Source organism: Nonomuraea cypriaca (genome assembly GCF_015645445.1).
GTDB lineage: Bacteria > Actinomycetota > Actinomycetes > Streptosporangiales > Streptosporangiaceae > Nonomuraea > Nonomuraea cypriaca.
Genome location: NZ_JADOGI010000017.1, coordinates 25,982 through 51,140 on the forward strand (window position 1 = coordinate 25,982; position 25,159 = coordinate 51,140).

General features: G+C 70.6%; 26 protein-coding genes. 15 read left to right on the forward strand and 11 right to left on the reverse strand.

Going from position 1 to position 25,159, the window contains the following annotated elements; translation table 11 throughout:
• Positions 1-53 precede the first annotated feature (53 nt).
• The 5 genes from ITP53_RS08145 to ITP53_RS08165 all read left to right on the forward strand — a co-directional run bounded on the left by ITP53_RS08145 (position 54) and on the right by ITP53_RS08165 (position 3,028).
• Entirely contained in the window at positions 54-509 is a 456-nt protein-coding gene (locus ITP53_RS08145) for an Hsp20/alpha crystallin family protein (RefSeq protein ID WP_195894693.1), read from the forward strand.
• A gap of 15 nt (positions 510-524) precedes the next feature.
• A complete protein-coding gene (locus tag ITP53_RS08150) occupies positions 525-1,490 on the forward strand; it encodes a DUF6221 family protein (RefSeq protein ID WP_195894694.1) in 966 nt (321 codons plus the stop codon).
• A gap of 25 nt (positions 1,491-1,515) precedes the next feature.
• On the forward strand, positions 1,516-1,860 hold the full coding sequence (locus ITP53_RS08155; protein WP_195894695.1) for a hypothetical protein: 345 nt from the start codon (positions 1,516-1,518) through the stop codon (positions 1,858-1,860).
• A gap of 156 nt (positions 1,861-2,016) precedes the next feature.
• Positions 2,017-2,274 (forward strand): hypothetical protein, encoded by a 258-nt coding sequence (locus tag ITP53_RS08160; RefSeq protein WP_195894696.1) that lies wholly within the window; start codon positions 2,017-2,019, stop codon positions 2,272-2,274.
• Positions 2,275-2,365: 91 nt separating this feature from the next.
• The gene (locus ITP53_RS08165) at positions 2,366-3,028 is read left to right on the forward strand and encodes a class I SAM-dependent methyltransferase (RefSeq protein ID WP_195894697.1); all 663 of its coding nucleotides are present in this window, start codon (positions 2,366-2,368) and stop codon (positions 3,026-3,028) included.
• A 35-nt stretch (positions 3,029-3,063) separates the two neighbouring features.
• Here ITP53_RS08165 and ITP53_RS08170 read toward each other — a convergent pair whose 3' ends face one another.
• Together ITP53_RS08170 and ITP53_RS08175 are read right to left on the reverse strand one after the other, a co-directional pair.
• Positions 3,064-4,242 carry a glycosyltransferase family 4 protein gene (locus tag ITP53_RS08170; RefSeq protein ID WP_195894698.1) on the reverse strand — a complete coding sequence of 393 codons (1,179 nt, stop codon included), beginning with the start codon at positions 4,240-4,242 and terminating at the stop codon, positions 3,064-3,066.
• A complete protein-coding gene (locus ITP53_RS08175; RefSeq protein WP_236050574.1) occupies positions 4,239-4,949 on the reverse strand; it encodes a sulfotransferase family protein in 711 nt (236 codons plus the stop codon). The genes ITP53_RS08170 and ITP53_RS08175 overlap by 4 nt, the downstream gene beginning before the upstream one ends.
• A gap of 411 nt (positions 4,950-5,360) precedes the next feature.
• On the opposite strand from ITP53_RS08175, the gene ITP53_RS08180 reads away from it, so the two are divergent.
• The 5 genes from ITP53_RS08180 (at position 5,361) to ITP53_RS08200 (ending at position 10,729) form a co-directional block, all read left to right on the forward strand.
• Positions 5,361-6,764, forward strand: coding sequence for a family 2B encapsulin nanocompartment shell protein (locus tag ITP53_RS08180; protein ID WP_195894700.1), 1,404 nt, complete (start codon positions 5,361-5,363; stop codon positions 6,762-6,764).
• Between the two features lie 23 nt (positions 6,765-6,787).
• Complete coding sequence (locus tag ITP53_RS08185; protein WP_236050575.1) at positions 6,788-8,080, forward strand: family 2 encapsulin nanocompartment cargo protein terpene cyclase; 1,293 nt, start codon at positions 6,788-6,790, stop codon at positions 8,078-8,080.
• A gap of 34 nt (positions 8,081-8,114) precedes the next feature.
• Positions 8,115-8,969 (forward strand): geranyl diphosphate 2-C-methyltransferase, encoded by an 855-nt coding sequence (locus ITP53_RS08190; protein WP_195894701.1) that lies wholly within the window; start codon positions 8,115-8,117, stop codon positions 8,967-8,969.
• A gap of 133 nt (positions 8,970-9,102) precedes the next feature.
• Positions 9,103-9,570, forward strand: coding sequence for a septum formation family protein (locus ITP53_RS08195; protein WP_195894702.1), 468 nt, complete (start codon positions 9,103-9,105; stop codon positions 9,568-9,570).
• A gap of 283 nt (positions 9,571-9,853) precedes the next feature.
• A complete protein-coding gene (locus tag ITP53_RS08200; RefSeq protein WP_195894703.1) occupies positions 9,854-10,729 on the forward strand; it encodes a hypothetical protein in 876 nt (291 codons plus the stop codon).
• Positions 10,730-11,111: 382 nt separating this feature from the next.
• Here ITP53_RS08200 and ITP53_RS08205 read toward each other — a convergent pair whose 3' ends face one another.
• From ITP53_RS08205 to ITP53_RS08225, 5 genes are all read right to left on the reverse strand, one after another.
• Complete coding sequence (locus ITP53_RS08205) at positions 11,112-11,885, reverse strand: trypsin-like serine protease (protein ID WP_195894704.1); 774 nt, start codon at positions 11,883-11,885, stop codon at positions 11,112-11,114.
• A gap of 163 nt (positions 11,886-12,048) precedes the next feature.
• The gene (locus tag ITP53_RS08210) at positions 12,049-13,092 is read right to left on the reverse strand and encodes a trypsin-like serine peptidase (RefSeq protein WP_195894705.1); all 1,044 of its coding nucleotides are present in this window, start codon (positions 13,090-13,092) and stop codon (positions 12,049-12,051) included.
• A 96-nt stretch (positions 13,093-13,188) separates the two neighbouring features.
• A complete protein-coding gene (locus ITP53_RS08215) occupies positions 13,189-14,205 on the reverse strand; it encodes an ABC-2 transporter permease (RefSeq protein WP_236050576.1) in 1,017 nt (338 codons plus the stop codon).
• Between the two features lie 20 nt (positions 14,206-14,225).
• Positions 14,226-14,855 carry a protein-L-isoaspartate(D-aspartate) O-methyltransferase gene (locus ITP53_RS08220; RefSeq protein WP_195894707.1) on the reverse strand — a complete coding sequence of 210 codons (630 nt, stop codon included), beginning with the start codon at positions 14,853-14,855 and terminating at the stop codon, positions 14,226-14,228.
• Between the two features lie 13 nt (positions 14,856-14,868).
• Positions 14,869-15,846, reverse strand: coding sequence for a ribose-phosphate diphosphokinase (locus ITP53_RS08225; RefSeq protein WP_195894708.1), 978 nt, complete (start codon positions 15,844-15,846; stop codon positions 14,869-14,871).
• Between the two features lie 174 nt (positions 15,847-16,020).
• Here ITP53_RS08225 and ITP53_RS08230 point away from each other — a divergent pair, with 174 nt between their 5' ends.
• Positions 16,021-17,934 carry an aconitate hydratase gene (locus ITP53_RS08230; protein WP_195894709.1) on the forward strand — a complete coding sequence of 638 codons (1,914 nt, stop codon included), beginning with the start codon at positions 16,021-16,023 and terminating at the stop codon, positions 17,932-17,934.
• A gap of 57 nt (positions 17,935-17,991) precedes the next feature.
• On the opposite strand, the gene ITP53_RS08235 is transcribed toward ITP53_RS08230, so the two are convergent.
• Entirely contained in the window at positions 17,992-18,423 is a 432-nt protein-coding gene (locus ITP53_RS08235) for a proteasome activator (protein ID WP_195894710.1), read from the reverse strand.
• A gap of 181 nt (positions 18,424-18,604) precedes the next feature.
• On the opposite strand from ITP53_RS08235, the gene ITP53_RS08240 reads away from it, so the two are divergent.
• Positions 18,605-19,471 (forward strand): universal stress protein, encoded by an 867-nt coding sequence (locus ITP53_RS08240; RefSeq protein ID WP_195894711.1) that lies wholly within the window; start codon positions 18,605-18,607, stop codon positions 19,469-19,471.
• A 2-nt stretch (positions 19,472-19,473) separates the two neighbouring features.
• Positions 19,474-20,334, forward strand: coding sequence for a universal stress protein (locus ITP53_RS08245; RefSeq protein WP_195894712.1), 861 nt, complete (start codon positions 19,474-19,476; stop codon positions 20,332-20,334).
• Here the strand turns inward: ITP53_RS08245 and ITP53_RS08250 are convergent.
• From ITP53_RS08250 to ITP53_RS08260, 3 genes are all read right to left on the reverse strand, one after another.
• Positions 20,321-22,000, reverse strand: coding sequence for a SulP family inorganic anion transporter (locus ITP53_RS08250; protein ID WP_195894738.1), 1,680 nt, complete (start codon positions 21,998-22,000; stop codon positions 20,321-20,323). The two genes, ITP53_RS08245 and ITP53_RS08250, sit on opposite strands and share 14 nt — an antisense overlap.
• Before the next feature lie 5 nt (positions 22,001-22,005).
• A complete protein-coding gene (locus ITP53_RS08255) occupies positions 22,006-22,353 on the reverse strand; it encodes an ArsR/SmtB family transcription factor (protein WP_195894713.1) in 348 nt (115 codons plus the stop codon).
• Between the two features lie 256 nt (positions 22,354-22,609).
• Positions 22,610-23,101, reverse strand: coding sequence for a hypothetical protein (locus ITP53_RS08260; RefSeq protein WP_195894714.1), 492 nt, complete (start codon positions 23,099-23,101; stop codon positions 22,610-22,612).
• Positions 23,102-23,407: 306 nt separating this feature from the next.
• On the opposite strand from ITP53_RS08260, the gene kdpF reads away from it, so the two are divergent.
• A complete protein-coding gene (gene kdpF / locus ITP53_RS08265; RefSeq protein WP_195894715.1) occupies positions 23,408-23,497 on the forward strand; it encodes a K(+)-transporting ATPase subunit F in 90 nt (29 codons plus the stop codon).
• Positions 23,497-25,158 (forward strand): potassium-transporting ATPase subunit KdpA, encoded by a 1,662-nt coding sequence (gene kdpA / locus ITP53_RS08270; protein ID WP_195894716.1) that lies wholly within the window; start codon positions 23,497-23,499, stop codon positions 25,156-25,158. The genes kdpF and kdpA overlap by 1 nt, the downstream gene beginning before the upstream one ends.
• Position 25,159: the final 1 nt, after the last annotated feature.

The window sequence follows — 25,159 nt, forward strand, 5'->3', positions numbered from 1 at the left end:
GTGAATCGGAGCGGGACGGTACGCGTCCCTCGTCGTCATGGAGGTGAGCGGCGATGACATTGCCGATCAGGCGCCATCGGGTACCGGCGCAGGGCGGCCCGTGGCCGGCCCGGCCCTGGGACCCCTTCACCGAGCTCCAGCAGCTGTGGGACCAGATGGGCCGGCTGTTCGAGCAGGGCGGGGAGACCGAGACCGCCGCCTGGCGGCCCATGGCGGAGACCGAGGAGACGGAGGAAGCCTACATCGTACGCGCTGAGCTGCCAGGGCTGAAGCGGGAGGACATCCAGGTCGAGCTCGACGGCAACCAGCTGTGCGTCTCCGGCGAGATCAGCGAGGAGGACAAGGGGCGGACGCTGCGGCGGCGTACCGGGAAGTTCGTCTACCGTACGATCCTGCCGAACGACGCCGACATGGAGCACATCGACGGAGAGCTGACCGACGGCGTACTCACCGTACACGTGCCCAAGACCGAGCAGGGCCGCGCCCGCCGCATCGAGATCAAGGGCTGACCTTCGGGGGAGCGCATGGCCGGGACGCAGGCGTTCTGGATCGACGCCGGGCACGAGGGCACACAGGCCCGGTACGGCGAGCACCTGCGCAGGTGGCGGCACGCCTTCGCGGCGGCGGAGGGGGAGCCGGCGGCCGGCGGCGTCACGCTGGATCCGCTGCATTTCGCGCTGGGCGCGTGGGAGGTGGCCACCCGCCCGATGGCCGAATCCCCCTATGTCCGCTGTCATCCCCGCGTGCTCGACGCGACCTGCCACCGGCCAGAGGAGGCGCCGGGCCCGCTGGCCGTCGTCGAACTCGCCGCCCCGGCCCCCGTCCGGCTCCCCGGCGGGTGGTCGGGCTGGCAGCGGCAGGGCGCGGGCGAGCCGGGGTACGCGGCGCCGCCGTACGAGCGGCGCACCGCGCTGAGCACGCTGGAGCTGCGCGTGCCGCTGGCCGGGGAACGCCTGCCCACACCCACCCGGGCGCGGGCCGAAGGGCTGCCCAACCTCGACGACGCCCAGGCTTCGCTGGAGGCGCTCGTCGGGGAGCTCAACGCCGTCGTCACGCCGTTCCTGCGCCAGATGGACGGTCCCGAGGCGCCGGCCGGTGACGGAGGGGAGCTGCCGGAGTGGCTGCGTACGCAGATCGCCGCCGACCGGGCGATCGCCGAGACCGCCGGGGCACGGGCGTGGCGATACCAGCTGGACGACTCCGGGCATCGGCTGGACTTCGGCGAAGGACGCGGCGTCGAGGCGATCGGCTTCCACGACGGTGACCTGCTCCAGCCGGTCGAGGCGATCCACATCGCGCTGCACGACCCCGCCGACGCGATCGCCCGCTGCGAGGCGGAGCTCATGCTGCTCGACGAGCACACACCGACCGGCGCGGCGCGGCGCTGCCCGGCGTGCGCGGAGGAGACCGCCGCACCCTGCGGCACCCTGCGCCGCCTGGCGTACGGCTACCGCCTGCGCCCAGGCTGGCGCGACGAATGGCGCCCGTGACCCCGCGGACGGAGGTGACGGAGACATGGAAAGGCGAGACCGCGACACCGACGACGAGTTCTTCGCTCCCGTGCTGCGTGAGCCGCCCGAGCAGGAGGAAGTGAGCGACACCGGCGTGCCCGGCGTGCACGGCGCCGGCCGGGGAGGATGGGCGAAGGCGCCCCCGCCGTCGAACGCGCTCAGCCTCCGCCTGCTGGCGGCCGGGCTCCTGCTGCTCGCCGGGGTGGTGCTGGCCGTGCTGGCGCTGCTGGCCGGGCACCTCCCGCTGGCGATCCCGCCCGCCGTCGTGGCGCTGGCGGCGGCGGCGTACCTGGTGATGTTCGGGGTGCGGCGATCCCGCTCCGACGGCGGCCCGCCGACGTTCGGCTGACGGCTTTTCGCTGAGGCGGGCGGCTGAGGCAGCGGCTGAGGCGGGGCTGCTGAGGCCATCGAGGAGGGCGGCGGGCGCTTCCCGGGTTTCACTTACTCCACGTGGGTAGACGGGCTGCTGAGGCAGGCAATCGAGCACCACCGGCGAGGAGCCGACATGTGGACATCATCGCTCATCGACAGAGAATGCGTCCGTCAGCTGCTGACGTCCCAGGACACCGACGCCACGCTGGTCTTCGTACGGGGCGACTGCGTCGTCCTGCCGGCCGCGGACGTGGACGACGCCCACAAGGGGCTCGTCATCGCGACGCGTGACGAGGTCGCCGCCCATCTCCCGGCAGAGGCCCTCACCGACCGGGTACTCGACGACGTGGCGCACCGGCTGGACAACATCGTCCGCGACCTGGGCGCCTGACCGGCGCCGCCGGACAAGGGACAGCCGCTTCTTAAGTGATTTGTCCGGCGGTTCATCACGGTTTGGCGCGGAAGCTCATAGGTTCTAGTACATGCCCGAGTCCAAGAGCGCCAACGGTTCGCGTCCCTTCCCCGAGCTGATGCACCGCGCCCTCTTCAAGAGCGTGTCGGTGCTGCCGTCGCGCGGTCAGGCGGCGGTGCTGCGCCGCTACTTCGACTGGTGGCACCGCTCACCGGATCCCTGGCACCTGCAGACCGACGACTACGAGCAGCAGAAGTACGCCACCACCCTGCGCACCCTCCCCGAGCGCCCCTACAACCGGATCCTGGACGTGGGCTGCGCCGAGGGCGTCTTCACACACGCGCTGGCCGGCGCCTATCCCGACGCGGAGGTCACCGGCGTGGACGTCTCCGAGCGGGCGCTCAACCGGGCACGCGCCCGTCCCGGCACACCGCGCCCCGGCTTCGCGCGCGCCGACCTGCTCTCCTACGACCGCCATCACGCGTTCGACCTGGTCGTGTGCGCGGAGACGCTCTACTATCTCGGCCGCGACGACCGGCTCCGCGCCGCCTCTGCGGCGCTCGTCCGTTTCGTACGGCCCGGGGGCCTGCTGGCGCTCGTACACCCCTGGCCGGAGTCACAGCAGTTGCACGCGTACGTGGGCGGCGCGATGTCCCAGGTGGCCGAGCACGTGGAGGAGAAGACACACCGCCCGTTCGCGGTCACCGTCTTCGAGGCCGGCCCGTCGCGGTAGGGCAGCCGTCCCGCGGCCCTACCGCTACTCGTGTGTCAGTGTGAGGCGTGATGACCGTCGGAGATCGGCTCACCGGCGGTCAACGCGCGGAACAGGTTCTCCCACAGCGGCATCACGACCTCGGGGGTGTAGTCGTGGGCCGTCTCCGCCGCGGCCGCGCCCATGCGCAACCGGGCGTCGCGGTCGCTCATCACCTGCGCCAGCGCCTCGGCCAGCGCCTCCACCTTCCTGGGTGGCACCAGCACGCCGTCGACACCAGGTGTCAGCACGTCGGCGGGGCCGGTCGGACAGTCGAAGGCGACGACGGGCAGGGCGTGGCCCATCGCCTCGATCATCGCCATCGGCAGGCCCTCGATGCGCGAGCTCAGCGCGTAGATCGACGACCTGGCCAGCTCCTCGTGGATGGTGTTGCTGCGGCCCATCAGCTTGATCCGGTCGCCCAGCTCGGCCGCGTCGATCCTGGCCTGCAGCTTGTCCTTCAACACGCCCGTGCCGAAGATGCGCACCTGCCACTCGGGATACTCGTGGGCGATGATGTTGAACGCCTTGATGAGCATGTCGAAGCCCTTTTGCGGCACCAGCCGCCCGACCGCGATCACGATGGGCTCGCTCTGGTCGGAATGCTTGCGGTGACCCATGTGGACCGCGTTGGGCACGCGTACCACGGGGGTGCCGGGGATCAGCTCGTTGTACTCGCGGCGGCTGGTCTCGGTCAGCACGGCCACCGTGTCGAAGCCGCCGTAGTGACGGGCGATCTGCTCGCGTACCGCCTCGTGGTACGCGCCCAGGTTCATGTGCTCCTGGGCCACGCGGATCACGCCGGGGCCGGCGCGGCGGGCGGAGATGAGGTTGAGAGCCGGGCGGGTGGTGACGAGGATGCCGTCGCGCAGGCCGGAGACGTAGTCGATGACCGCGCCTTCCACCCGCTCGGTGAAGTATTGGGCGGCGAACTCACCGTACGGGACGATCTTGCCGCGGGCGCGCCGCCAGACCTTGCGGGCCAGCGAGTCGGGCTCGACTCCGTCGCGCTGGTCCACCAGCGCCGACACGCGGATCCGCTCGTCGATCTCGAACTGGGGGCTCTTGCGCCGGCGGATGGCGCTGACGATCTCGACGTCGTGGCCCGCCTCGGCCATCGCGTTGGCCTGGTTGACGACGGTCCGGATGGTGCCGCCCATGCCGTAGGCGTGCAGCAGCATGTAACGGATCTTCACGGCAGGTACTCCCAGGTCTGACACATGCTCCGCAGAGACGCGGGGATCTCCTCCGGCCGGGGCAGGTCACGGCCTTGTTGTACGGCGCCGGAACGGATCTTGTCCTTCCAGTCGCCGAGTCCCTTCTTCACGACGTCAGGAGTGCCGTACGAGAGCAGCTCCGGCGCCCAGGGCACGTTGAGAAAGTCGCAGATGGCGCGGCCGATCTTCTCCGGCTCCGCGGTCAGCTCCTCGTAGCGCACGGTCAGGCCGGGCAGCGCGGCCCGCGCCCGCTGGACCGCCTTCATGTAGCGCAGCGCGTCCTGCGCCGCCTCCTCGGCCGTGCGCCTGCCGGGGCTCGCCTCGTGCCAGGAGGTCGCGATGGAGGCGGGATGGCGCAGCAGGAAGACGAACCGCGCGTCCGGCCAGCAGGCGGCGAGCCGCTCGTACGCGAACGCGTTGGCGGGGGTCTTCTCCACGATGTGCCGCTTGCCGCTGCGTACGAGCTCCCGATGCAGGACCCGGTCCCACAGGAGGTGTTCGAGGTCGGCCCGGTTGTGCCCCAGTGCCGCCATCGCCTTCTCGGCCAGCGAGGTACCGAAATCCACACTCAACCGGCGTACATGCAGCTCGTGCGGCGCATGCAGGTCCGGATGCGCGTTCAGCATCGACCGCAGCAACGTCGAACCCGACCTGACTGGCGAGATGATGAACACCGGAGCGGTCAACAGGCGGTCGTTTTCCGGATCCGCCGGCGGCCTGAAAGGCGCGTCCGGACGCTTCTCCGGCGTCTTCACCGGTTCCGGCGCCTTCACCGGTTGCCCTGTTTTTCCTACTCGGTTAAGTTGGAATCCCGTGTACCTGGCCAGCGCTCCGTTGATTGTGCGCTGCCACTCCATGCTCATTGAGGGTACCTGCCCTACCTGAGAGCTACCTGTATAAGGAGCTCGTCACATCGGAGTCTGAGGCCGTGTTCGGGAGTTCGATATCCCACGGTCGTAAGCAATCCCTTGCCCATCGGATACTCTACGCAGGGTATCGGACTGGTTACGTTCGGTCATAGATCGATTCCCGAGCGTTGGCGAGGCGACCAGGCTCCCCGGACGGGGTCGGCCCATGGTCGGCGATTGCGAGGACACATGCCCCCTGAGCGCACCGAACCCCCCACCGAGTCGCGACTCAGCCTGGACACCCGGGCCGCGCGAAACCTGGCCACCACCACCAAGACCCGACCGCAGATGCAGGCCATCAGCTCCCGCTGGCTGCTGCGCATGCTGCCCTGGGTCGACGTGGCGGGCGCGACCTACCGGGTCAACCGCCGGCTGGTGCACCGGGTCGGGCGGGGGCGGGTGAGCGTGGCCCAGCACGGGGCCGACGACGTGCGGATCATCCCTGAGACGCTCGCCGAGGTCCCCGTGCTGCGCGGCTTCGACGACATCGAGGTGCTGCGGGCGCTCGCCGCGACGTTCCGGCCACGGGAGATCCACGCGGGCGAGGTCATCGTCGAGGCCGGCGCTTCGGTCACCGAGACGTACGTCGTCGCGCACGGCCGGCTCAACCGCCTGTCCGTCGGCAAGTACGGCAGCACGGAGGCCCTCGGTGTGCTCACCGACGGCGACCAGTTCGGCGACGAGGTCCTCGGCCAGGAGGATCCGCGCTGGCCCTGCACGGTCAGGGCCGACACCGCCGGCACGATCATGGTGTCGCAGTGGCCGGAGTTCCAGCGGCTGCTCGACGAGTCGCCGGCGCTGCGGGAGCACATCGACCGCTATGTGGCGGCCACCGGCAAGCCGGTCAACCGTCGCGGCGAGGCGGCCGTCGACATCGCCTCCGGCCACGTCGGGGAGCCGGTCATCAACGGCACGTTCGTGGACTACGACCTCAACCCCCGCGAATACGAGCTGAGCGTGACGCAGACCATCCTTCGCGTCCACACCCGCGTCGCCGATCTCTTCAGCGAGCCGATGAACCAGTTCGAGGAGCAGCTCCGCCTGACGATCCACGAGATCCGCGAGCGCGAGGAGTGGGAGCTGCTCAACAACCGCGAGTTCGGGTTGCTGCACAACGCCGACTACAGCCAGCGGATCAGCACCTGGTCCGGCCCGCCGACGCCGGACGACCTGGACGACCTGATCAGCATGCGCCGCAAGACCCGGCTGCTGCTCGCCCACCCGCGGGCGATCGCCGCGTTCTTCAGGGAGTGCAACAAGCGCGGGCTCGCCGTGGGCAGCACCGAGGTCGGCGGTCACGAGATCCCGGCCTGGCGGGGGGTTCCGATCTTCCCCTGCGGCAAGATCCCGGTCTCGGCCAAGCAGACCAGCTCGATCCTCGCCCTGCGCACGGGCGAGGAGGACCAGGGCGTCGTCGGCCTCCACCAGACGGGCATCCCGGAGGAGTACGAACCCGGGCTGAACGTGCGGTTCATGGGCATCAGCCGCGAGGCCGTGATGTCGTACCTGGTCAGCGCCTACTACTCGGCGGCGATCCTGGTGCCGGACGCGGTCGGCGTCCTGGAGAACGCCGACGTCGCCGCACGGTCCTGACGATCCAGGAAGGGGGCGGGGTCATGTCCGAGCATGAGACCGTACGACCACAGGCCGCCGGCGAGGGGACGCGGATCCCGGCGGGCCCCACCGGTCTGGGGGCCCCGACGCTGCACGTCCCGCGCGGCACCGAGAGCGCGGCCCGCGACGGCGTGGTGCGTGACGGCGCGGTCCGTGAGCGCCTGGCGCGGGCCCTGTTGCCGGACGGTCCCACCGGCCTGGGGACGCATTCGCTGCGCCGCCCCGAGGCCGATCGGCCGCTCCGCGACGACGACGGTCACGAACCCGCCGCGAGCCCGCCGGTTCCCGGCGCGTACAGCGTCGCCCCGGTGGTCTACCAGGAGCGGGAGTGGGGTGACGGGAGCCACCCGCCGCTCTACTGCCCCGGCACCGTACGCGTCGACGAGGGGCTCGGGGAGGAGGTCAACCGGCGGCTGGTGGCGTGGGCGGAGCGGGTCGGCCTGCACGCAGGGCGGATGGAGGAGTTCCGCGACACCGGGTTCGGGCGGCTGGCGATGCTCACCCATCCCGACACCGACGACCCCGACCTGCTCATGGTCGCCGCCCAGATGAACGCCGCCTGGTGGGCGGCCGACGACTACTACGCCGACGAGAGCGACCTCGGCGCGACGCCGACCGAGCTGCCCCCGCGGCTGGCGCTGGTGATGTCGGCCATGGACCCGCCGCCGTTCGCCGGCGACTACACCCGGCAACTGGAGGAGGCGATCCACGCCGACCCCGTACTCGTGGCGCTGCGCTCCGCGACCGGACACCTGAGCCGCCACGCCACGCCCACGCAGGTCATGCGGGCTTCGAGCACCACCTTCCAGATGTACGTGAGCTGGGCCGCGTACGCCGCCTGGCGATACCTGGACACGCCGCCGCCCGTGTGGCGCTATCTCGCGGCCAGGCAGCACGACAGCTTCTACACCTCCATGACGCTCATCGACGTCGTCGGCGGTTACGAGCTGCCCGCAGGCCTCTTCTGCGACAGGCGGTTCCACACCGCGCTCATGCAGGCGGGCACCGCCAGCGTCATCGTCAACGACCTGCACTCCGTCGAGCGGGAGGCCGCCGACGAGCTGCCCGACTCCAACGTGGTCCTGCTCATCGCCGCCGAGGAGGGCTGCTCCATCCGCGCGGCGACCGAACGCGCGGTGTCCCTGCACAACGACTTCGTCAGAGGGTTCGAGAACAGCCGGCGCGAGCTGGCCGGCGTCCCCTCCATCGAGCTGAAGCGGTATCTGCGTGGAGCGCAGGCGTGGATGGCCGGATGCCTCGAATGGCACGGCGCCAGCAGCCGCTACCAGACCTGACCCCGCATGTCCCAGACAGAAAGGAACGCGTCCCTTGACCGTCAACCAGGAGTCTCCTGTGCTCAGCAGCCTCTACCAGCGTTCGGTGGCCGACTACTGGAACGCCGAGCGTAACCCGGTCAACCTGCGCCTGGGCGAGGTGGACGGCATCTACCACCACCACTACGGCATCGGCGAGGTCGACTGGTCGGTGCTGGAGGGCCCGGAGGAGACCCGCGAGGAACGAGTCACCGCGGAGCTCCACCGGCTGGAGTCCGCCCAGACCGACCTCCTCATGAGCCAGCTCGGCGCGCTGCTGCCCGAGCACCGGATCCTGGACGCGGGCTCGGGCCGCGGCGGCTCCAGCATCGTCGCCAACCTGCGCTTCGGCTGCCAGGTCGACGGCGTCTCGATCTCGGAGTCCCAGGTGGCCTTCGCCAACGAGCAGGCCGCGCAGCGCGGTGTGGGCGACCGGGTCCGCTTCCACTTCCGCGACATGCTCGACACCGGGTTCCCTTCGGGCGCGTTCCAGGCGATCTGGAACAACGAGAGCACCATGTACGTCGAGCTCGCCCTGCTGTTCGCCGAGCACGCCCGGCTGCTGCGGCGCGGCGGCCGGTACGTCTGCATCACCGGCTGCTACAACGACGCCTACGGCCTGCCCTCCAGGGCCATCAGCCAGATCAACGCCCACTACATCTGCGACATCCACTCGCGCAGCACGTACTTCAAGGAGATGGCGGCCAACCGCCTCGTCCCGATCGACGTCATCGACCTGACCGCCGCCACGATCCCCTACTGGGAGCTGCGCGCCAAGACGTCCCTGGCCACCGGCATCGAGCAACCGTTCCTCGACGCGTACCGCAACGGCAGCTTCCAGTACCTCCTCATCGCCGCCGACCGCATCTGACCGCTCAGCCCACCTCGCGCAGTGCCGCCGCCAGAAGCGCGGCGGCACCCGGGCCAGCGCCCTCGCGAACGGTGTTCCGGACGTCGGCTCTCCGCGACGGTCTTGTGATCTCCGGCTGCCATCATCCGGCCTCATGGTTCGCTTCTCGCTGGCCATCGTCTGCCTGACCGGCACACTCCTGGGCTGCGCCGCCGCGCCCGACGAGACCCGCCCCGTGTCGTCGTCGCCCGGCCAGGACCCCACCGAGGTCGTGACCCCCGCATCGGAGCGGTACCACGCCACGGATCTGCGTCCGGGCGACTGCGTCGAACCGATGCCGGCGGACTTCGTGGTGACAGTGGTGAGTTGCGACGTGCCGCACGCGGCGGAGTTCGCCACCACGTACGTGCTTCGCCAAGGTCCTTGGCCGGGGGTGGAGGAGATGCGGACGCTGATCGAGCAGGGGTGCGGGCCGCGGATGCGGTACGTGGAGTCCAGACGGGCCGAGGTCGGCGTGACCGGGCTCGTGCCGTTGGAGAGCGACTGGCCGCGGCACCGGACGGTCTACTGCCTGGCCGTCCCGGTGGGCGGCGGGAAGCTCGTGGGCCGCGTCATCAAGTGATCTTCCGCCGGGCGCGGGCGCCTGGATGATCGTATTGACGGTTTTTCATCGGCTCTTTCCGAGTTCGAGGACTACGACTGCGGCGTGGCTTTGCGCAGTGACTATCCGTAACTGTAACCATCGAACCGGTTCCGTTGCTTAGGTACGGGCGGATTCGGGCCTGCGGGTCAGTCGCGACGAGGGGTCGCATTCCGAAAGGTACGGTGACATGTTCTCGCCCATTCATGGGACAAAAGCCACAGCCGCTTCCGATCGGCGGAAGAGGCGTCACACGATGAAGAGAATGTCGACCCTGGCCATGCGCGGCTCGCTTTCGGTGATCCTGGTCGCCACCCTGGCCCCGGCTGCGCACGCCGCCGACGACCCCGACTCGCCCAAACTCAGGCACGACCGTCGTCTCCACGACCGTCATCATCTCCGTCTCAAGGGCAGGCTCCATGACCATGAGGACAAGTGCGGGCCGCGTACCTTCTACAAGCTCGACAAGATCACACCGCGGAACTTCTTCCTGCCCCGCACCCAATACATCGACGGCCCGGGCGGCTCGATGACGGTGTCGGTCACGCGGGAGCACGAGGTGCTGGCGTTCCTCGAAACCGAGCGGGAGCGGCAGACGCAGACAAGGCGGGAGAGGCAGAGGGCGGCGGAGTTGGCGAGGACGAGGGAGTTGGCGAGGGCGAGGGAGTTGGCGAGGGCGAGGGAGGAGACGGAGGAGGAGACGGAGGAGGAGACGAAGGAGGTGGCACAGGATACGGAGACGGATACGGAGACGGAGACGGAGGCGGAGACGGAGGCGGAGACGGATACGGAGACGAAGACGAAGACGAAGACCAAGTCGGACACGGACACGGACTCCCACACCAACATCAGGGAAGTGGTCCGCCACCTGCGCAGGCTGGGGCTGCCCCACCTGGAGGAGCGGCACATGGTCTTCACCGGGCACGAGTACACGCGGGATATCACCGAAGGGAAGTACGGCCACATGTGGTACCGCGTCTTCGGCTACCGCATCGGCTGGTCGGCCTGGGAGGTGCTCGGCACGTGCCGGCACTACAGAGTCGCCGCCGGGATCGCCAACGTGCCCTCCAGGGTCGAGGGCTGGCGCTACTGGGAGACCAAGCATCCGAAGTTCCAGGGTCGCCGGCTGTCGTCCAAGTAGGCACCTACCTGGCAAAGACGCGGGCCGGGGTCGTTCAACCCGATTTCGGAGGTCATGCCCCGGGGTATCGGGGAGAGACGGATGCGGTTTATGTCCGGCCTCCGCCCCACGATTGGGGGGAACAAGGATGACCATCCAGCGGTATCTGCCCTTCCGCCTTCGGCCGGACAGGGCCCAGGATCCCGTGTACCCGGATCGCGGCGCCGAGACGAGTCGGTCACGACGCCGCCGTCGTCGCCATCGGCGCGGCGGCTGAGCGCTGACCTGAGGCTGACCGCGCTGGCTGCCGCCAGGGAAATGTCGCCGCCGAAGCTGGGCGAGGGAGTGTGCGCCAGCCGGTCGGCACCCAAGAGGGCCAGGGCGCGGGTTCAGGGCGCGGGGTTCAGGGCAGGGTGACGAACTTGCCGAGGAAGCGCCGGGCCGAGGTGGTGTCCAGGCGGTAGTCGTAGTTGACGCCCTTGCAGACGTCGTCCGCCCCGCTGATAGACGTGGCGACGAGCAGGTGTGAGTTGGCTTCGCCCAGGAAGTTGGGGCCGCCCGAGTCGCCGAAGCAGGTGCTGCCGTCGTCCTTGAAGCTCAGCTTCAGGTCAAGCCACTTGCGGGACAGGCCCTTGAAGGAGATCGACGCCTGGTTGCGGGTGTCGGTGTAGTGGTAGCGGTTTTTGTGCTTCTTCGTGGTGGGGGCGAGTGAGCCGTACCCGACCGGGGTGAAGCGGGCGGATTTCAGCCTGTTGTCGGCCTTGAGCTGGTCGAGCATGCCCAAAGAGGGCAGCAGGGCGGGTTTGATGTTCGGGATGGGCTCGGAGAAGACGACCACGGCCATGTCGTGGAGCGCCGATTCGTTCTTGTATCGCGGGTCCGGCACGTAACGGCCGGTGTAGAGCTTGCTCCCGGGCCGATAGTGGTCGGCGAAGGACACACGGGCGTGCTTTTGCCCTCCCTCCCCGCAGTGTGCGGCCGTGAGGAAGACGGTGGGCGAGATGAGCGTGCCGGTGCAGTAGGACCATGTGCCGTCGGGGTTCGGCTTCTTGCCGATCAGGGCTCCGACCTCCGGGTGTGCGTTTCCGTCGGCGGACCCGTTGGTGATGGCTGATGCGGGCGTGGCGGCACCGAGAAGAAACCCGGCACTAACCATGACAAAGGGGACAAAACGCATTCCACGAGTGTAGCTGTCTTGGTATTGGCGTGACAGTAGCCGGTAAAAGATCTACCGACAGGCCGTCAGATTCCCGGCGATTTTACGCGGAACGGCCGCACGAACAATGATTCGTGCGGCCACACGCCATTACTGGGTCCCCTGTTACCTGGGTTCAACGACCTCAGAGCGCGTCGGTGTTCTGCGCGGCTCGATAGACGGCCATCGCCTCGTTTCCGAAGAACGGGCCGAACATGAAACCCGGGGCGAAGTTGTAGGTGAAACTGTTGACGGAGTTCAGCCAGCCGGTCCCGGTGGACTCGTCGAACCCCTGGAACCACGGCCCGCCGCTCGACCCGCCGTTCAGGTTGCAGCGCAACCCCTGGTCCCTCGTCATGACGGTGTCGTCGAACGCCCGCCCGCTGCAGTAGATCAGGTCGGAGCCGTCGAAGGGCGCCGCCGCCGGGTACCCGAAGGCGAACGTCTGCTGCTGTCTGGACTGGTTGAACGCCACCCCCTGCCCGCCCACGACGTCGGTCAGCGTACGTCCATCGAGCGGTGCGACCACGGCGGCGGCGATGTCGAAGTTGATGTCCTCACGGGCGTTCCACTGCTGGGTGGTCAGCAGGGAGGTCGCCACCCAGGTGCCGAACGGGCGGCGGCCGTCGTCGAAGCCGGGGACGAACACCCAGTTGCGGTGGGAGGCGCCGTTCAGCTTCACGCAGTGGCCGGCGGTCATCACCACGCTCTCGTTGGCGCTGGTCACGGCCGTGCCGGAGCACGAGGAGTTGGCGCCGTCCGCGGTGGTGAAGAAGACGCGGCCCGTGGTGCGTACGACGGTGCCCTCGTCGGTCCACTGCAGGCCGCGGCTGTTGGGCGCCTGGGCTCCGGTGCCGGCCGAGGCCGTCCGGGTCCACGAGGCGCCCTGGGTGGTCCACGGGGCGCGGCGCGTCGTGGTGGCCGCCGCGCCGCGGGTCGCCCAAGGGGTGCCCCGGGTCGGCCCGCTCGACCTGGTGGCGCGGCGCGGCGGGGGCGCCGACAGCGGCTCGGCCGCCAGCATGCGCTGCGATGTCCAGTACTGCAGCACGGTCCTGCGTTCTGACGAGGAGTCCGCGGCGGACCACCCGGCGGGCCGGGGATCGACACCGGCCTGAGCGGTGCCGGTGGGGACCAGCGCGCCTGTCACGGTGAGCGCGACGGCGGAGAGCAGGGCGACTCTGCGGTGCATGACGTACCTCCCGAAACGGAACTTGCCGTTGAGAGGTACGCGCCGCACCCGCCGTCTCGCTCAATACACGCCAAAATGCCTATAGGAGGGGCGACCTCAACTCGGGGATTCGCGGCCGGTCAGCGGGCCGCGACCCTGCCGGATCAGGAAGACGGCGCACGAGCCCAGTGCCCATACGGCCAGTACCAGGAACGGTGTCAGGCTCTGGTGGCCGCCGAAGTAGACGGCGGTGTGCTGGGCGTTGACCGAAGCCCCCGGCGGCAGCCAGCGGCCGATGGCGCCGAGCGGCGACGGCAGCAGCGGCCAGGAGACGGCCCCGCCCGAGGAGGGGTTGCCGAGCAGCACCATCAACCCCCAGGTCGGGAGCATCGCCCAGCGCCCGATGAGGGCGTGGAACATGGTGTACACCAGCCCGGTGGTGATCATGGTCAGCGCCAGGATGAACCAGGACTCCAGGAACGGCAGCCTGAGCGCGCCGAGCAGCCAGTCCACGATCGCGACGATGGACAGCGCGCCCAGCATCGCGTACGCGGCCATGAAGGCGATGCGGGCGCCCGGCCTGAGCCCGGGGGCGTTCACGTTGAGCTGGGTCCCCCCGATGAAGCCGATGACGACCGCGGCGAGCGTGATGTAGAAGATCGCGAGCCCGCGCGGGTCGCCCCGCTGGAGCGGCTTCATGTCCTGCACCGTCAGCCGCATCCCGACCTTCGGGGCCACCTTCGGCGCCGCCGCGCTGAGCAGCTGCGCCACCGACGCGCCCGAGGCGCTCGACACGTGCAGCGTGACATCGTTTCCGTGCACGGTGAACACCCCGAACACCCGCTGCTCCTCGGCCTCCTCGCGGGCCCGCTCGAACGAGCCGGGGAAGGACAGGGCGAGCGAGGTGTTCAGCGCCTGCTCCATGCCCGCCACGAACGCCTTCCCGCGAACGGTCTCATAGCTGACGCCCACGACCGCCACGGGGACGCGGTGCGGGGTCGGGGCGGCCATGGCGTACGTGTACGAGCCGGCGAACAGCCCGGCCCCCGCGGCGAGGATCACCACCAGAACGGACGCGGGCAAGAACGGTGACTCCTTGAAGGCCGTCCACCACTCGCGTATCCGGTCGTTCATCCCGCGTTCTTTCCCCTCCATCAGAGGGGCGTGCCGTTCCTGCCGACAAGGGGGACGAACTGGGCGGGTGTCAGGGAGCGCCGCCGTTCCAGGCGGCCGCGCCGCTTGGCGAACAACGTGACGATGTCGGCCACGCCCGCCGCGATGGGCATGACCAGCCGCCCGCCCTCGGCGAGCTGCTCGGCCAGCGGGGCGGGCACCTCCGCGGCGGCGGCGGACACGATGACGGCGTCGAAGGGCGCCCGGCCGGGCAGTCCCGCGCTGCCGTCGCCGACCACCACCTCGGCGTTGGTCACGCCGGCCGCGGCGAGGTTGGCCCGCGCGTGCTCGGCCAGGTCGGCGTGGCGCTCCACCGAGTACACCTGGCGGGCCAGGCGGGCCAGCAGGGCGGTCTGGTAGCCGTACCCGGTGCCGATCTCCAGGACGGTCTCAGGGCCGGACAGCAGCAGCGCGTCGATCATCTCGGCGACCAGGGACGGCTGCGAGGTGGGCTGTCCGTGGCCGATCGGGATCGGCTCGTCGAACTGGGCGCGCGGGACCGAGCGCGCCGGTACGAACCGGTCGCGCGGTGTGGCGGCGATGGCGGCCAGCAGGCGAGGGTCGGTCACCCCTGACTGCCGGATGATCTCGACCAGAGTGTCGTACGGCATCGGCGGCCCCCGCTCACGGCTCGCCCTCGAACAGGCTGGTCACCGAGCCTTCGAGGAACACCTCTCTGATGGCCCTGGCCAGCAGCGGTGCGATGGACAGCACGACGAGCCCGCCGGGCGAGAAGCCCGAGGGGGTGGGCAGCGTGTTCGTGATGACGAGCTGGGCCAGGTTCGCCTTCTCCAGTCGCTCCAGGGCGTCGCCGGAGAGCACCCCGTGGGTGGCGGCCGCGATGACCTGGGTGGCGCCCCTGGCGGTCAGCGCCTCGGCCGCCCGCAGAACGGTCCCGCCGGTGTCGATCATGTCGTCGATGATCACGCAGGTACGGCCGGCCACCTCGCCCACCACCTCGTGCACGCTCACCTGGTCAGGGCGCTCGGCGTCCCTGCGCTTGTGGATGATCGCCAGCGGCGAGCTCAGCCGGTCGGTCCATCGCTCCGCCACCCGGACCCGCCCGGCGTCCGGCGCCACCACGGTCAGCGGGCCCGTGCCCACGTGCCGGGTGACGTGCTCGGCGAGCAGCGGCAGGGCGTGCAGGTGGTCCACGGGCCCGTCGAAGAACCCCTGGATCTGCGCCGTGTGCAGATCGACGGCCATGATCCGGTCGGCGCCGGCCGCGAGGAACAGGTCGGCCATCAGCCGGGCGGAGATCGGCTCCCGGCCGCGGTGCTTCTTGTCCTGGCGGGCGTAGCCGAAGAACGGCGCCACCACGGTGATGCGCCGCGCCGACGCGCGCTTGAGCGCGTCGACCATGATGAGCTGCTCCATGATCCAGGAGTTGACCGGGCTCGTGTGGGACTGGATCACGAACGCGTCCGAGCCGCGGACCGACTCGGCGAACCGTACGTAGATCTCGCCGTTCGCGAAGTCGCGCAGGTCGGTCGGCGTGATCTCGGTGCCCAGCTCCCTGGCCACCTCATGTGCGAGTTGGGGGTGCGCGCGTCCGGAGAAGAGCATCAGCTTCTTCTCCCCGGCTTGCTTGATACCCGTCACGGCCCGCTCCTTCGCCCGACGAGGCCCGCGGAGGTCCCTTGAAGGCGGCTACCCCGGCCCGGGAAACGCTAACCGCTGCGTCTGGTCGGCGTTTGGTCGCGGTCCCACCGGGTAGTCGCCGCTGGTTCGCGAGCCGGCGAATGGGGGACGGATGGCTCTGCGCAGGGGGGACCGGTGAACCTGGCCGAGAAGCTGATCAGCTCGCATCTGGTCAGCGGCGAGATGCGACCGGGCGGGGAGATCGGGCTGCGCGTCGACCAGGCGCTGATCCAGGACGCCACGGGGACGATGGTGATGCTGGAGTTGGAGGCGCTGGGCCTGGACCGCGTACGCACCGAGGTGGCGGCACAGTACGTCGACCACAACCTGCTGCAGTCCGACGAGCGCAACATGGCCGACCACCTGTTCCTGCGCTCGGCCTGCCGGCGGTTCGGGATCTGGTACTCGCCGCCCGGCAACGGCGTCTCCCACCCCACCCACATGCAGCAGTTCGGCGTGCCGGGCAAGACGCTCGCCGGCGCCGACTCCCACACCTGCGCCGCAGGCTCGCTGGGCATGCTGGCGATCGGCGTGGGCGGCCTGGAGGTGGCGATGGCCATGGCCGGGCAGCCGTTGTACGTGACCATGCCCAGGATCTGGGGGGTGCGGCTGTCGGGCGCGTTCCCCGCGTGGGTGAGCGCCAAGGACGTCATCCTGGAACTGCTGCGCCGCCACGGGGTGTCGGGGGGCGTACACAAGATCGTGGAGTATCACGGGCCCGCGCTGGAGACGCTGAGCGCGATGGACCGGCACGTGATCGCGAACATGGGCGCCGAGCTGGGCGCCACCACGTCCGTCTTCCCCTCCGACGGACAGGTTCGCGCGTTCCTCGACGCGCACGGGCGCGCGGACGACCACGTCGAGCTGGCGGCCGACCCGGACGCCGGATACGACCTGCGGGACGAGATCGACCTGTCCGCGCTCGAACCGCTGATCGCGCGGCCCGGCTCGCCCGGCCACGTGGTCCCTGTGCGCGAGGTGGCGGGCGAGCCGGTCCACCAGGTGGTGGTGGGCTCGTCGGCCAACCCGGGACTGCGGGACTTCGCGGTGGTGGCGGAGATGCTGCGCGGGCGGCAGGTGCACCCGCAGGTGTCGATGGACGTCAACCCGACCTCGCGGCAGATCCTGGCCGACCTCACCACGTCAGGCGCCGTCACCGCGCTGGTCGAAGCCGGTGCCCGCATCCACCAGACCGGCTGCCTGGGCTGCATCGGCATGGGCCAGGCGCCGGCCGTCGGGACCAACAGCCTGCGTACGTTCCCGCGCAACTTCCCCGGCCGCTCGGGCACCCACGACGACTCGGTCTGGCTCTGCTCGCCCGAGACCGCCGCGGCGGCGGCGCTCACCGGCGTGATCACCGACCCGCGCGAGCTCGGCCTGGACAGTCCTGAGGTACGCCTGCCGCGCGCCTCCGCCCCCATCACCGGCCCGTTCCAGCGGCCCCTGCCGGCCGAGGAGGCCCGCGCGGTCGAACTGGTGAAGGCGGACAGCATCGGGGCGCTGCCCGAGCTGGATCCGCTGCCCGACTCGCTGGTCCTGCCCGTCGTGCTCAAGGTGGGCGACGACGTCTCCACCGACGAGATCATGCCCGCGGGGGCGCGGGCGCTGCCGTACCGCAGCAACATCGCGGCGCTGGCCGACTTCGCCTTCGGCCAGATCGACGAGACCTATCCCGAGCGGGCCCGCGCGGCCGGGGCGCACGCCATCGTCGGCGGGCGCAACTACGGTCAGGGCTCCTCACGGGAGCACGCCGCGATCGTCCCCCGCCACCTCGGGCTCCGGGTCGTCATCGCCAAGTCCTTCGCCCGCATCCACTGGCAGAACCTGGCCAACTTCGGCATCCTGGCGCTGGAGTTCGCCGACGAGGCCGGCTACGACCGCCTCGGCCAGGGTGACGAGCTGCGGCTGGACGGGCTGCGCGCGGCGGTGGAGACGGGCAGCGAGATCGACGCCGGCGGCCTGCTGCTCAGGCACCGCCTGTCCCCGCGACAGCGCGCGATGGTCCTGGCCGGGGGCTGGATCCCGCAGGTCAGCCGCCCCGGCCCCTGACTCACCCCGGGTGGCGCGTGTCTCAACCCCGGCTCCTGACTCGTGCCGCCCTCTGACTCACCCCGGTGGCGCGTGCCCGGGGTGGTCCAGCTCCTTTTCTCGGGCCTTTGCCCGGCGTGTGGCGAGGCCGGCCTGTACGCCGTGGAAGACCCCTTCCAGCCAGCCGACGAGCTGCCCGTGCATGATGCGGAGCTCGGCCTGGGTCGGCGGCCGGTCGCCGGGCACGTCGGGCCGTAGCCGGGCGAGCTCGTCGCGGAGCTCGGGGCCGACGGCGCGGCCGATCTCCTCGACCGCCCGGCTGTGGATCACGCGCAGCCGCTCCCGGGCACGCTCGTCCAGAGGCAGTTCCCGGGCCTCGTCCAGCAGTTGGCGCACCATGGTGCTCACCCGGATGAGATGCGCGGGCTCCTCGATCTGATCGAGCTCGGCCGACGACGACTGCTGCTCTACGTGCCGCTCTTTCGGGCCGGGGTCGGGAATGCGTGCCATGCCGGTGTGTCCTCCAGCGAGCGTCATTCACCAACCCCTTGCCCACGACGCGCGGGCTCAGTCGTGTGAGGGAGCCCCTGATAGTTGCCGTGATTTCGGGATAGAGGAGTCGCGAGGGGCGTGCCAGTGCCCGCTCTCCCGAGGACGAACCGGGGGGCCGGGCTCGTGAAGGAGAGGCGTGATGGCCGGTCAGATCGTGGCCGGCGTGGACGGGTCCGCGCCGGCGACCGCGGCACTGGAGTGGGCCGCCGCCGACGCCGAGCGGCGCGGGCTGGGCCTGCGGCTGGTGCACGTCTGCGAGACGTGGCGGCACGAGGTGCCGAGCACGAAGTACTGCGCCGGGGTTCTCGAGGCGGCCGCCGACCGGGCGCGCGACCTCACCCGCGACGTCGAGGTGACGACCGCCCTGCTGCCGGGAAAGGTCGTGGACACCCTGGTCGAGGAGTCGGCCACGGCCGACGGCCTGGTGGTGGGGAGCCGTGGTCTCGGCGGGTTCGCCGGGATGATGATGGGCTCGGTCAGCATGGCCGTGGCCGGGCACGCCGCCGGCCCTGTCGTCGTCGTACGCGCTCCCGCCGTGCTGCGGCACGACCGGGTCGTCGTCGGCTACGACGGCTCCGAGCACGCCCGGGTGGCGATGGAGTACGCGCTCGAACAGGCCCGTGCCCGTCTCGCGCACCTGCACATCGTCTCGGCCTGGCAGGTGCCGGGCTTCGCGCCGTACGCGCTGGCCGACGGGGGCCTCATCGAGCAGGCCGTGGAGGAGGAGACCCGCGCGGCCCGCCGGCGCGTCCTGCCCTGGCTGGAGGCCAACAGCGACCTGATCATCACGGACGAGGAGCCCTGCGAGCATCCGGTCTCCGCCCTGGTCAGGGCATCCGAGACGGCCGATCTGGTCGTGGTGGGCTCGCGCGGGCATGGCGGCTTCATGTCGGCGGTGCTCGGCTCGGTCAGCCATGGCGTGCTGCACCACGTGACCTGCCCGGTCGCGGTGGTGCGGCCGCGCGCGGGCCTGACCCCCGGCGCCGGGGGAACATCGGGGGAGTAATCATGATCATCGTGGGGGTGGACGGCTCCACGGCCGCGCAGGACGCCGTGGAGTGGGCGGCCGACGACGCCTTCCGCACGGGGGAGCCGCTGCGGATCGTGCACGCGGTGGACCGTGCGCCGTACCAGGTCGGCAGGTACCGCCATCCCGAGCTGGCCGACCTGCTCCTGCGGGAGGGACAGCGGATCCTGCGGGAGGCGGCGGTCGTGGCCCGTGTGCGCCGGCCCGGCATCGAGGTGACGACCAGGGACATCGAGGGCGCGCCCGCTCCCGTGCTGCGCGAGCAGGCGAGGGACGCGACCGAGGTCGTGATCGGCAGCCGGGGGCGCGGCGGGTTCGCCGGGATGCTGCTGGGGTCGGTCAGCGTACACGTGGCCGGGCACGTCAACTGCCCGGTCGTGGTGTTGCGTGGCGAGCACCGGCCGCCGCGCGGTGAGATCGTGGCCGGTGTGGACGACTCGCCCGAGTGCGAGCCCGCGCTCGCGTACGCCTTCCGCCAGGCCGAGCTGCGCGACGCCACGCTGCGGGTGGTGCACGCGTGGCAACTCCCTGTGCACGCCTTCGCGCCCGAGGCTTCGTACGCCATGGACGAGGTCCGTGCGGCGCAGCGCCAGGCCGTCCAGGACCGGCTGGCGATCTTCAGCAAGGGCCACCCGGAGGTGGCGGTCGTCGAGGACCACCCGGCGGCGCACCCGGTGGACGCGCTCACCGACGCCTCCACCAGGGCCGATCTGCTGGTGGTCGGCTCGCACGGGCGGGGCGCGGTGGCGTCGATGCTGCTCGGCTCGGTCAGCCGGGGCGTCCTGCACCACGCCCACTGCCCGGTCGCGGTGGTGCGCGCGCAGGGCGTCAGGAGAGCGTGAGCACTCCGGAGTGGTGCAACTGGTCGCGGGCGGCCGCGATGGCCTCCGGGGTGCCGCCGAAGACGCGTCCTGCCTGGTCGAGCCGGGCGATGGCGCCGAGGGCCCGCAGGGGCTGCTGGTGGCCGTCGCGGATGCCGGAGACGTAGACGGTGATGCCGCGGCGTTCGAGCCGTTCGATGGCGTCGCCCAGCACCAGCGCGCCGCTCGCGTCGATGGTGGTGACGCGGGACATGCGCAGGATCACCACGGAGACGTCGGCGACGTCGGACAGCTCCAGCAGGAACCGGTGGGCGGCGGCGAAGAACAGCGGCCCGTCCAGTCGGAAGGCGACGATGTGCTCGGCGAGCAGGTCGTGCTCCTGCTCGGTGTGGTCGCCCGGCAGGTGGGGCTGCAGCGACACGGGCTCCAGGCGTACGTTGCGGGAGATGGCGCGCAGGGCCAGCGCCCCGGCCACGACCAGCCCGAGTATGACGGCCTGGACCAGGTCGAGTGCCAGGGTGGCGAGCGCGGTCAGTACGAGCACCACGGCGTCGCCACGGGTCGAGCGCACCATGGCCTTGACCGAGCCGACCTCCACCATGCGCACCGCGGTGGCGAGGAGGACGCCGGCCAGCGCGGCGAGCGGGATGCGGGCGACGAGCCCGGCGGCGCTGAAGACGATCACGGCCAGGACGGCCGCGTGGACCAGCGCGGCCAGCCGGGAGTAGGCGCCCGAGCGGACGTTGACCGCCGTACGGGCGATGGCCCCGGTGGCGGGGACGCCGCCGAACAGCGGCGCGGCCAGGTTGGCCAGCCCCTGGCCGAACAGCTCCCGGTCGGGGTCGTGCTTGTGGTTGACGCTCATGCCGTCGGCCACGGCGGCCGACAGCAGCGACTCCAGCGCGGCCAGCGCGGCGACGGCGACCGCGGGCATGAGCAGCGTGCTCAGCGCGGCGGCGTCGAAGAAGGCCAGTGAGGGGGCGGGCAGCGCGGCGGGCAACTCGCCGATGCGGGCCACGTCCAGGCCGGCCACCTCGGCGACGAGGGTCGCGGCCGCGACGGCGATCAGCGAGAACGGCACGGTCGGCCGCCGGCGCGCGCCGAGCAGCATCAGGGCGGCCACGGCGACGGCGATGGCCGGCGGCCACCAGGTCGGCGCGGCCACGAAGTCGAGTATCCCCTGCCAGGCCACGGCGACGACCTTGTCGCCTTCAGGAGTCGGGATGCCGAGCGCGGCGGGGATCTGCTGCAGTCCGATGACGCAGGCGATGCCGATGGTGAAGCCCTCCACCACGGGCGCGGGCACCAGGGCCATGTACCTGCCCGCGCGGGCCAGCGCGAGCGCGATCAGCAGCAGCCCGGCCAGTACGCCGACCGTCAGCACCCCCGTGGCGCCGTATTCGTGCACGATGGGCACCAGCACCACCGTCATGGCCCCGGTCGGGCCGGACACCTGCAGTCCGGAGCCGCCGAACAGGGCGGCGATCGCGCCGGCGACCACCGCGGTGGCCAGGCCCGCCTCGGCGCCCAGGCCGGAGGAGATGCCGAACCCGAGCGCCAGCGGCAGCGCCACGATCGCCACCGTCAGACCGGCCACCAGGTCGCGGCGGGGACGGCGGCCCATCGCGGTGAGGTCGGCGCGCGCGGGCAGCACCGAGCGGACGCGGGCCCAGCCCGCGGACATCATGGAGTTCACGAGGGACCGCTCTGCCCCTTCGCCTGGAGCAACTCGCCCAGGAGCTCGTGCTGCCCGGACAACTTCGCGGTGAGCAACTGGCGGGCCGCGCGCAGCAGCTCGGCGACGTCGCCGCCGGCCAGCGCGTAGACGACCGTGGAGCCCTCGCGCTGCGCGGTGACCATGCCCGAGCGGCGGAGCACGGCCAGGTGCTGTGACAGGCCCGTCGGCTCCACCTCGATGGCGGTCAGCAGCTCGCGCACCTGCATCGGCCCGTCCTGCAGCAGCTCCAGCACCCTGATCCGGACCGGATGGCCCAGCAGGCGGAACAGCTCCGCCTTCGCCTCATACAGCGGCAGCGACATCACACCGCCGCTTTCCCGGCCGATGCAGCACAAGCCCCGGTCACGTCATCTCCCGTCCAGCATTCAGAACGGACCCCATCATGTACGTAATTGCAAAGTTTCGCAATTCGTTGATCCGTCCGGCCACGAGGAGCCCGCCCGGCGCCAGGCGGCGTCAGGGACTCGGCCGCGGCTGTGATGGGATCTAAGCACGACGGGTTGGCGGCACGGGGCTGCCTCGCCGCAACGACGCTGATCAGAGCCTTGGCTCAGTCGGTCAGCCGCACTTGTATTCGTTGAGCGCCTTCTGGTCGGCGTCCGCGCGGTCGTTGTACATCGGGTCGACGACGTCGAAGGCGTTGTTGCCGGTGGACAACTTGCCGGACGACTTGCGGACCGCCGTCAACTGGCGGTGGAAGGCCTCGGCGATGTCGGCGGGCGCGCTGTCCTCCATCCCCTCGCCGAGCCTGGCGATCACCCCGGCCAGCCTGCGTGCTTCCTTGAAGTCCACCGGCTTGCCCTCGATCGCCTGCCCCACCTCGGCGGAGTAGGCCACCAGCGCGATGTTGAAGGTGGTCAGGTCGAGGCAGAACGCGGACTGCGACGCGCCGGCCGACGGCGTCGTGCTCGCGGCCGGCGCGGCGGTCCCGGAAGCCCGCGCCGGCCCCGTGGCCGGCGGTTCGCCGGCCTGCCGTTCGCCGCCGCAGGACACGAGCGCGATCCAGGAAACGAGGACGATCAGCACCCGCCATACCCCGCCGGCCCGCATGGCCCCTCCAGTGTCGTCGGCTACCACGACCCTAGTACGCCGGTATCCGTTCCCGTGGCGCTCGTCACAACGCCCGGGTGGCCGCGTACTGATCGCGTCAAGAACCGACCTCCGGCCGTATGAAAGCCGTCAAGAAACGCTAAACGCCGCTATTTCCGCGTTTTCCTAGGTCAGGCACCGCTCATCCCGGGCGGTAGGGAATGTGTTCCGGAGTTGAGGAGTCGGGATGGCTGACGTCATCTTCGTCGCCCTGACGATCGCGATCTTCGTGATCTTCGGGTTCGTCGTGAAGGCGGTGGAGCGCCTGTGAGCGCTGTCAACGCCATCGGTCTGGCGGTCGTCGTGGCCCTGGTGATCTTCATGGTCGCGGCCCTGCTGTTCCCGGAGCGCTTCTGATGACTACGACCGCCGCAGGCATGATCTTCATCGCCTCCCTGATCGTCGTGCTCGTCCTGGTGCACAAGCCGTTCGGCGACTACATGCACCGGGTCTACACGAGCACCAGGCACAACGTCGTCGAGCGGGGCGTCTACCGGCTGCTCGGCGTACGCGCCGACGCCGAGCAGAGCTGGGGCGTGTACGCGCGCAGCCTGCTGGCCTTCTCGGTGATCTCCATCCTGGTCGTGTACGGCATCCAGCGCCTGCAGGACAGGCTCCCGCTGAGCGTGGGCATGGAGCCGGTCACCGACCACATCGCCTGGAACACCGCGATCAGCTTCGTCACCAACACGAACTGGCAGGCGTACTCGGGCGAGTCCACGATGGGCCACCTGACTCAGATGGCCGCGCTCGCCGTGCAGAACTTCGTCTCCGCCGCGGTGGGCATGGCGGTGGCCATCGCCCTGGTCCGCGGCTTCGCCAGGCGCAGGGCCGACACGATCGGCAACTTCTGGGTGGACCTGGTCCGCGGCTCACTCCGCATCCTGCTGCCGATCGCGTTCGTCGGCGCGCTGGTCCTGGTGGCCGGCGGGCTGGTCCAGAACTTCTCCGGCCTGCACGAGGTCACCACGCTGACCGGCGGCAGCCAGTCGATCACCGGCGGCCCGGTCGCCTCGCAGGAGGTCATCAAGGAGCTGGGCACGAACGGTGGCGGCTTCTACAACGTCAACTCCGCCCATCCCTTCGAGAACGCCACGAGCTGGACCAACTGGGTCGAGATCTTCCTCATCCTGGTGATCCCGTTCTCGCTGCCGCGTACCTTCGGCAAGCTCGTCGGCCAGGTCAGGCAGGGTTACGCCATCGTCGCCGTGATGGGCGTCATCGCGCTCGCCAGCGTCCTGCTCACCAACGTCTTCGAGCTCAGCGGCGACGCCACCGTGCCGCAGGCGGTCGGCGCGGCCATGGAGGGCAAGGAGATCCGTTTCGGCGTCTCGAACTCCGCCACGTTCGCCGCCTCCACCACGCTCACCAGCACCGGCGCCGTGGACTCCTTCCACGACTCCTACACGCCGTTCGGCGGCATGATGACGCTGTTCAACATGATGCTGGGCGAGGTCGCCCCCGGCGGCGTCGGCGCCGGCCTGTACGGCATGCTCATCCTCGCCGTCATCACCGTGTTCGTGGCGGGCCTGATGGTCGGCCGCACCCCCGAATACCTCGGCAAGAAGATCGGCGCCCGCGAGATCAAGCTCGCGTCGATGTACTTCCTGGTCACCCCGGCGCTGGTGCTGATCGGCACGGCGTTCGCGATGGGCTCGGCGGAGCGGCGCGCGAGCATGCTCAACTCGGGGCCGCACGGCCTCTCCGAGGTCCTCTACGCCTTCACCAGCGCCTCGAACAACAACGGCTCCGCCTTCGCCGGCCTCACCGTCAACACCCCCTGGTACGACGTGGCCCTCGGCCTGTGCATGGTGTTCGGCAGGTTCCTGCCGATCATCCTGGTGCTGGCCCTGGCCGGTTCGCTGGCCAGGCAGGCGCCCGTGCCAGAGAGCGCGGGCACGTTGCCGACGCACCGGCCGCAGTTCGTCGGCATGGTCGTCGGCGTGACCCTGATCCTGGTCGCCCTCACGTTCCTCCCGGCGCTCGCGCTCGGCCCCATCGCAGAAGGACTGTCCTGAT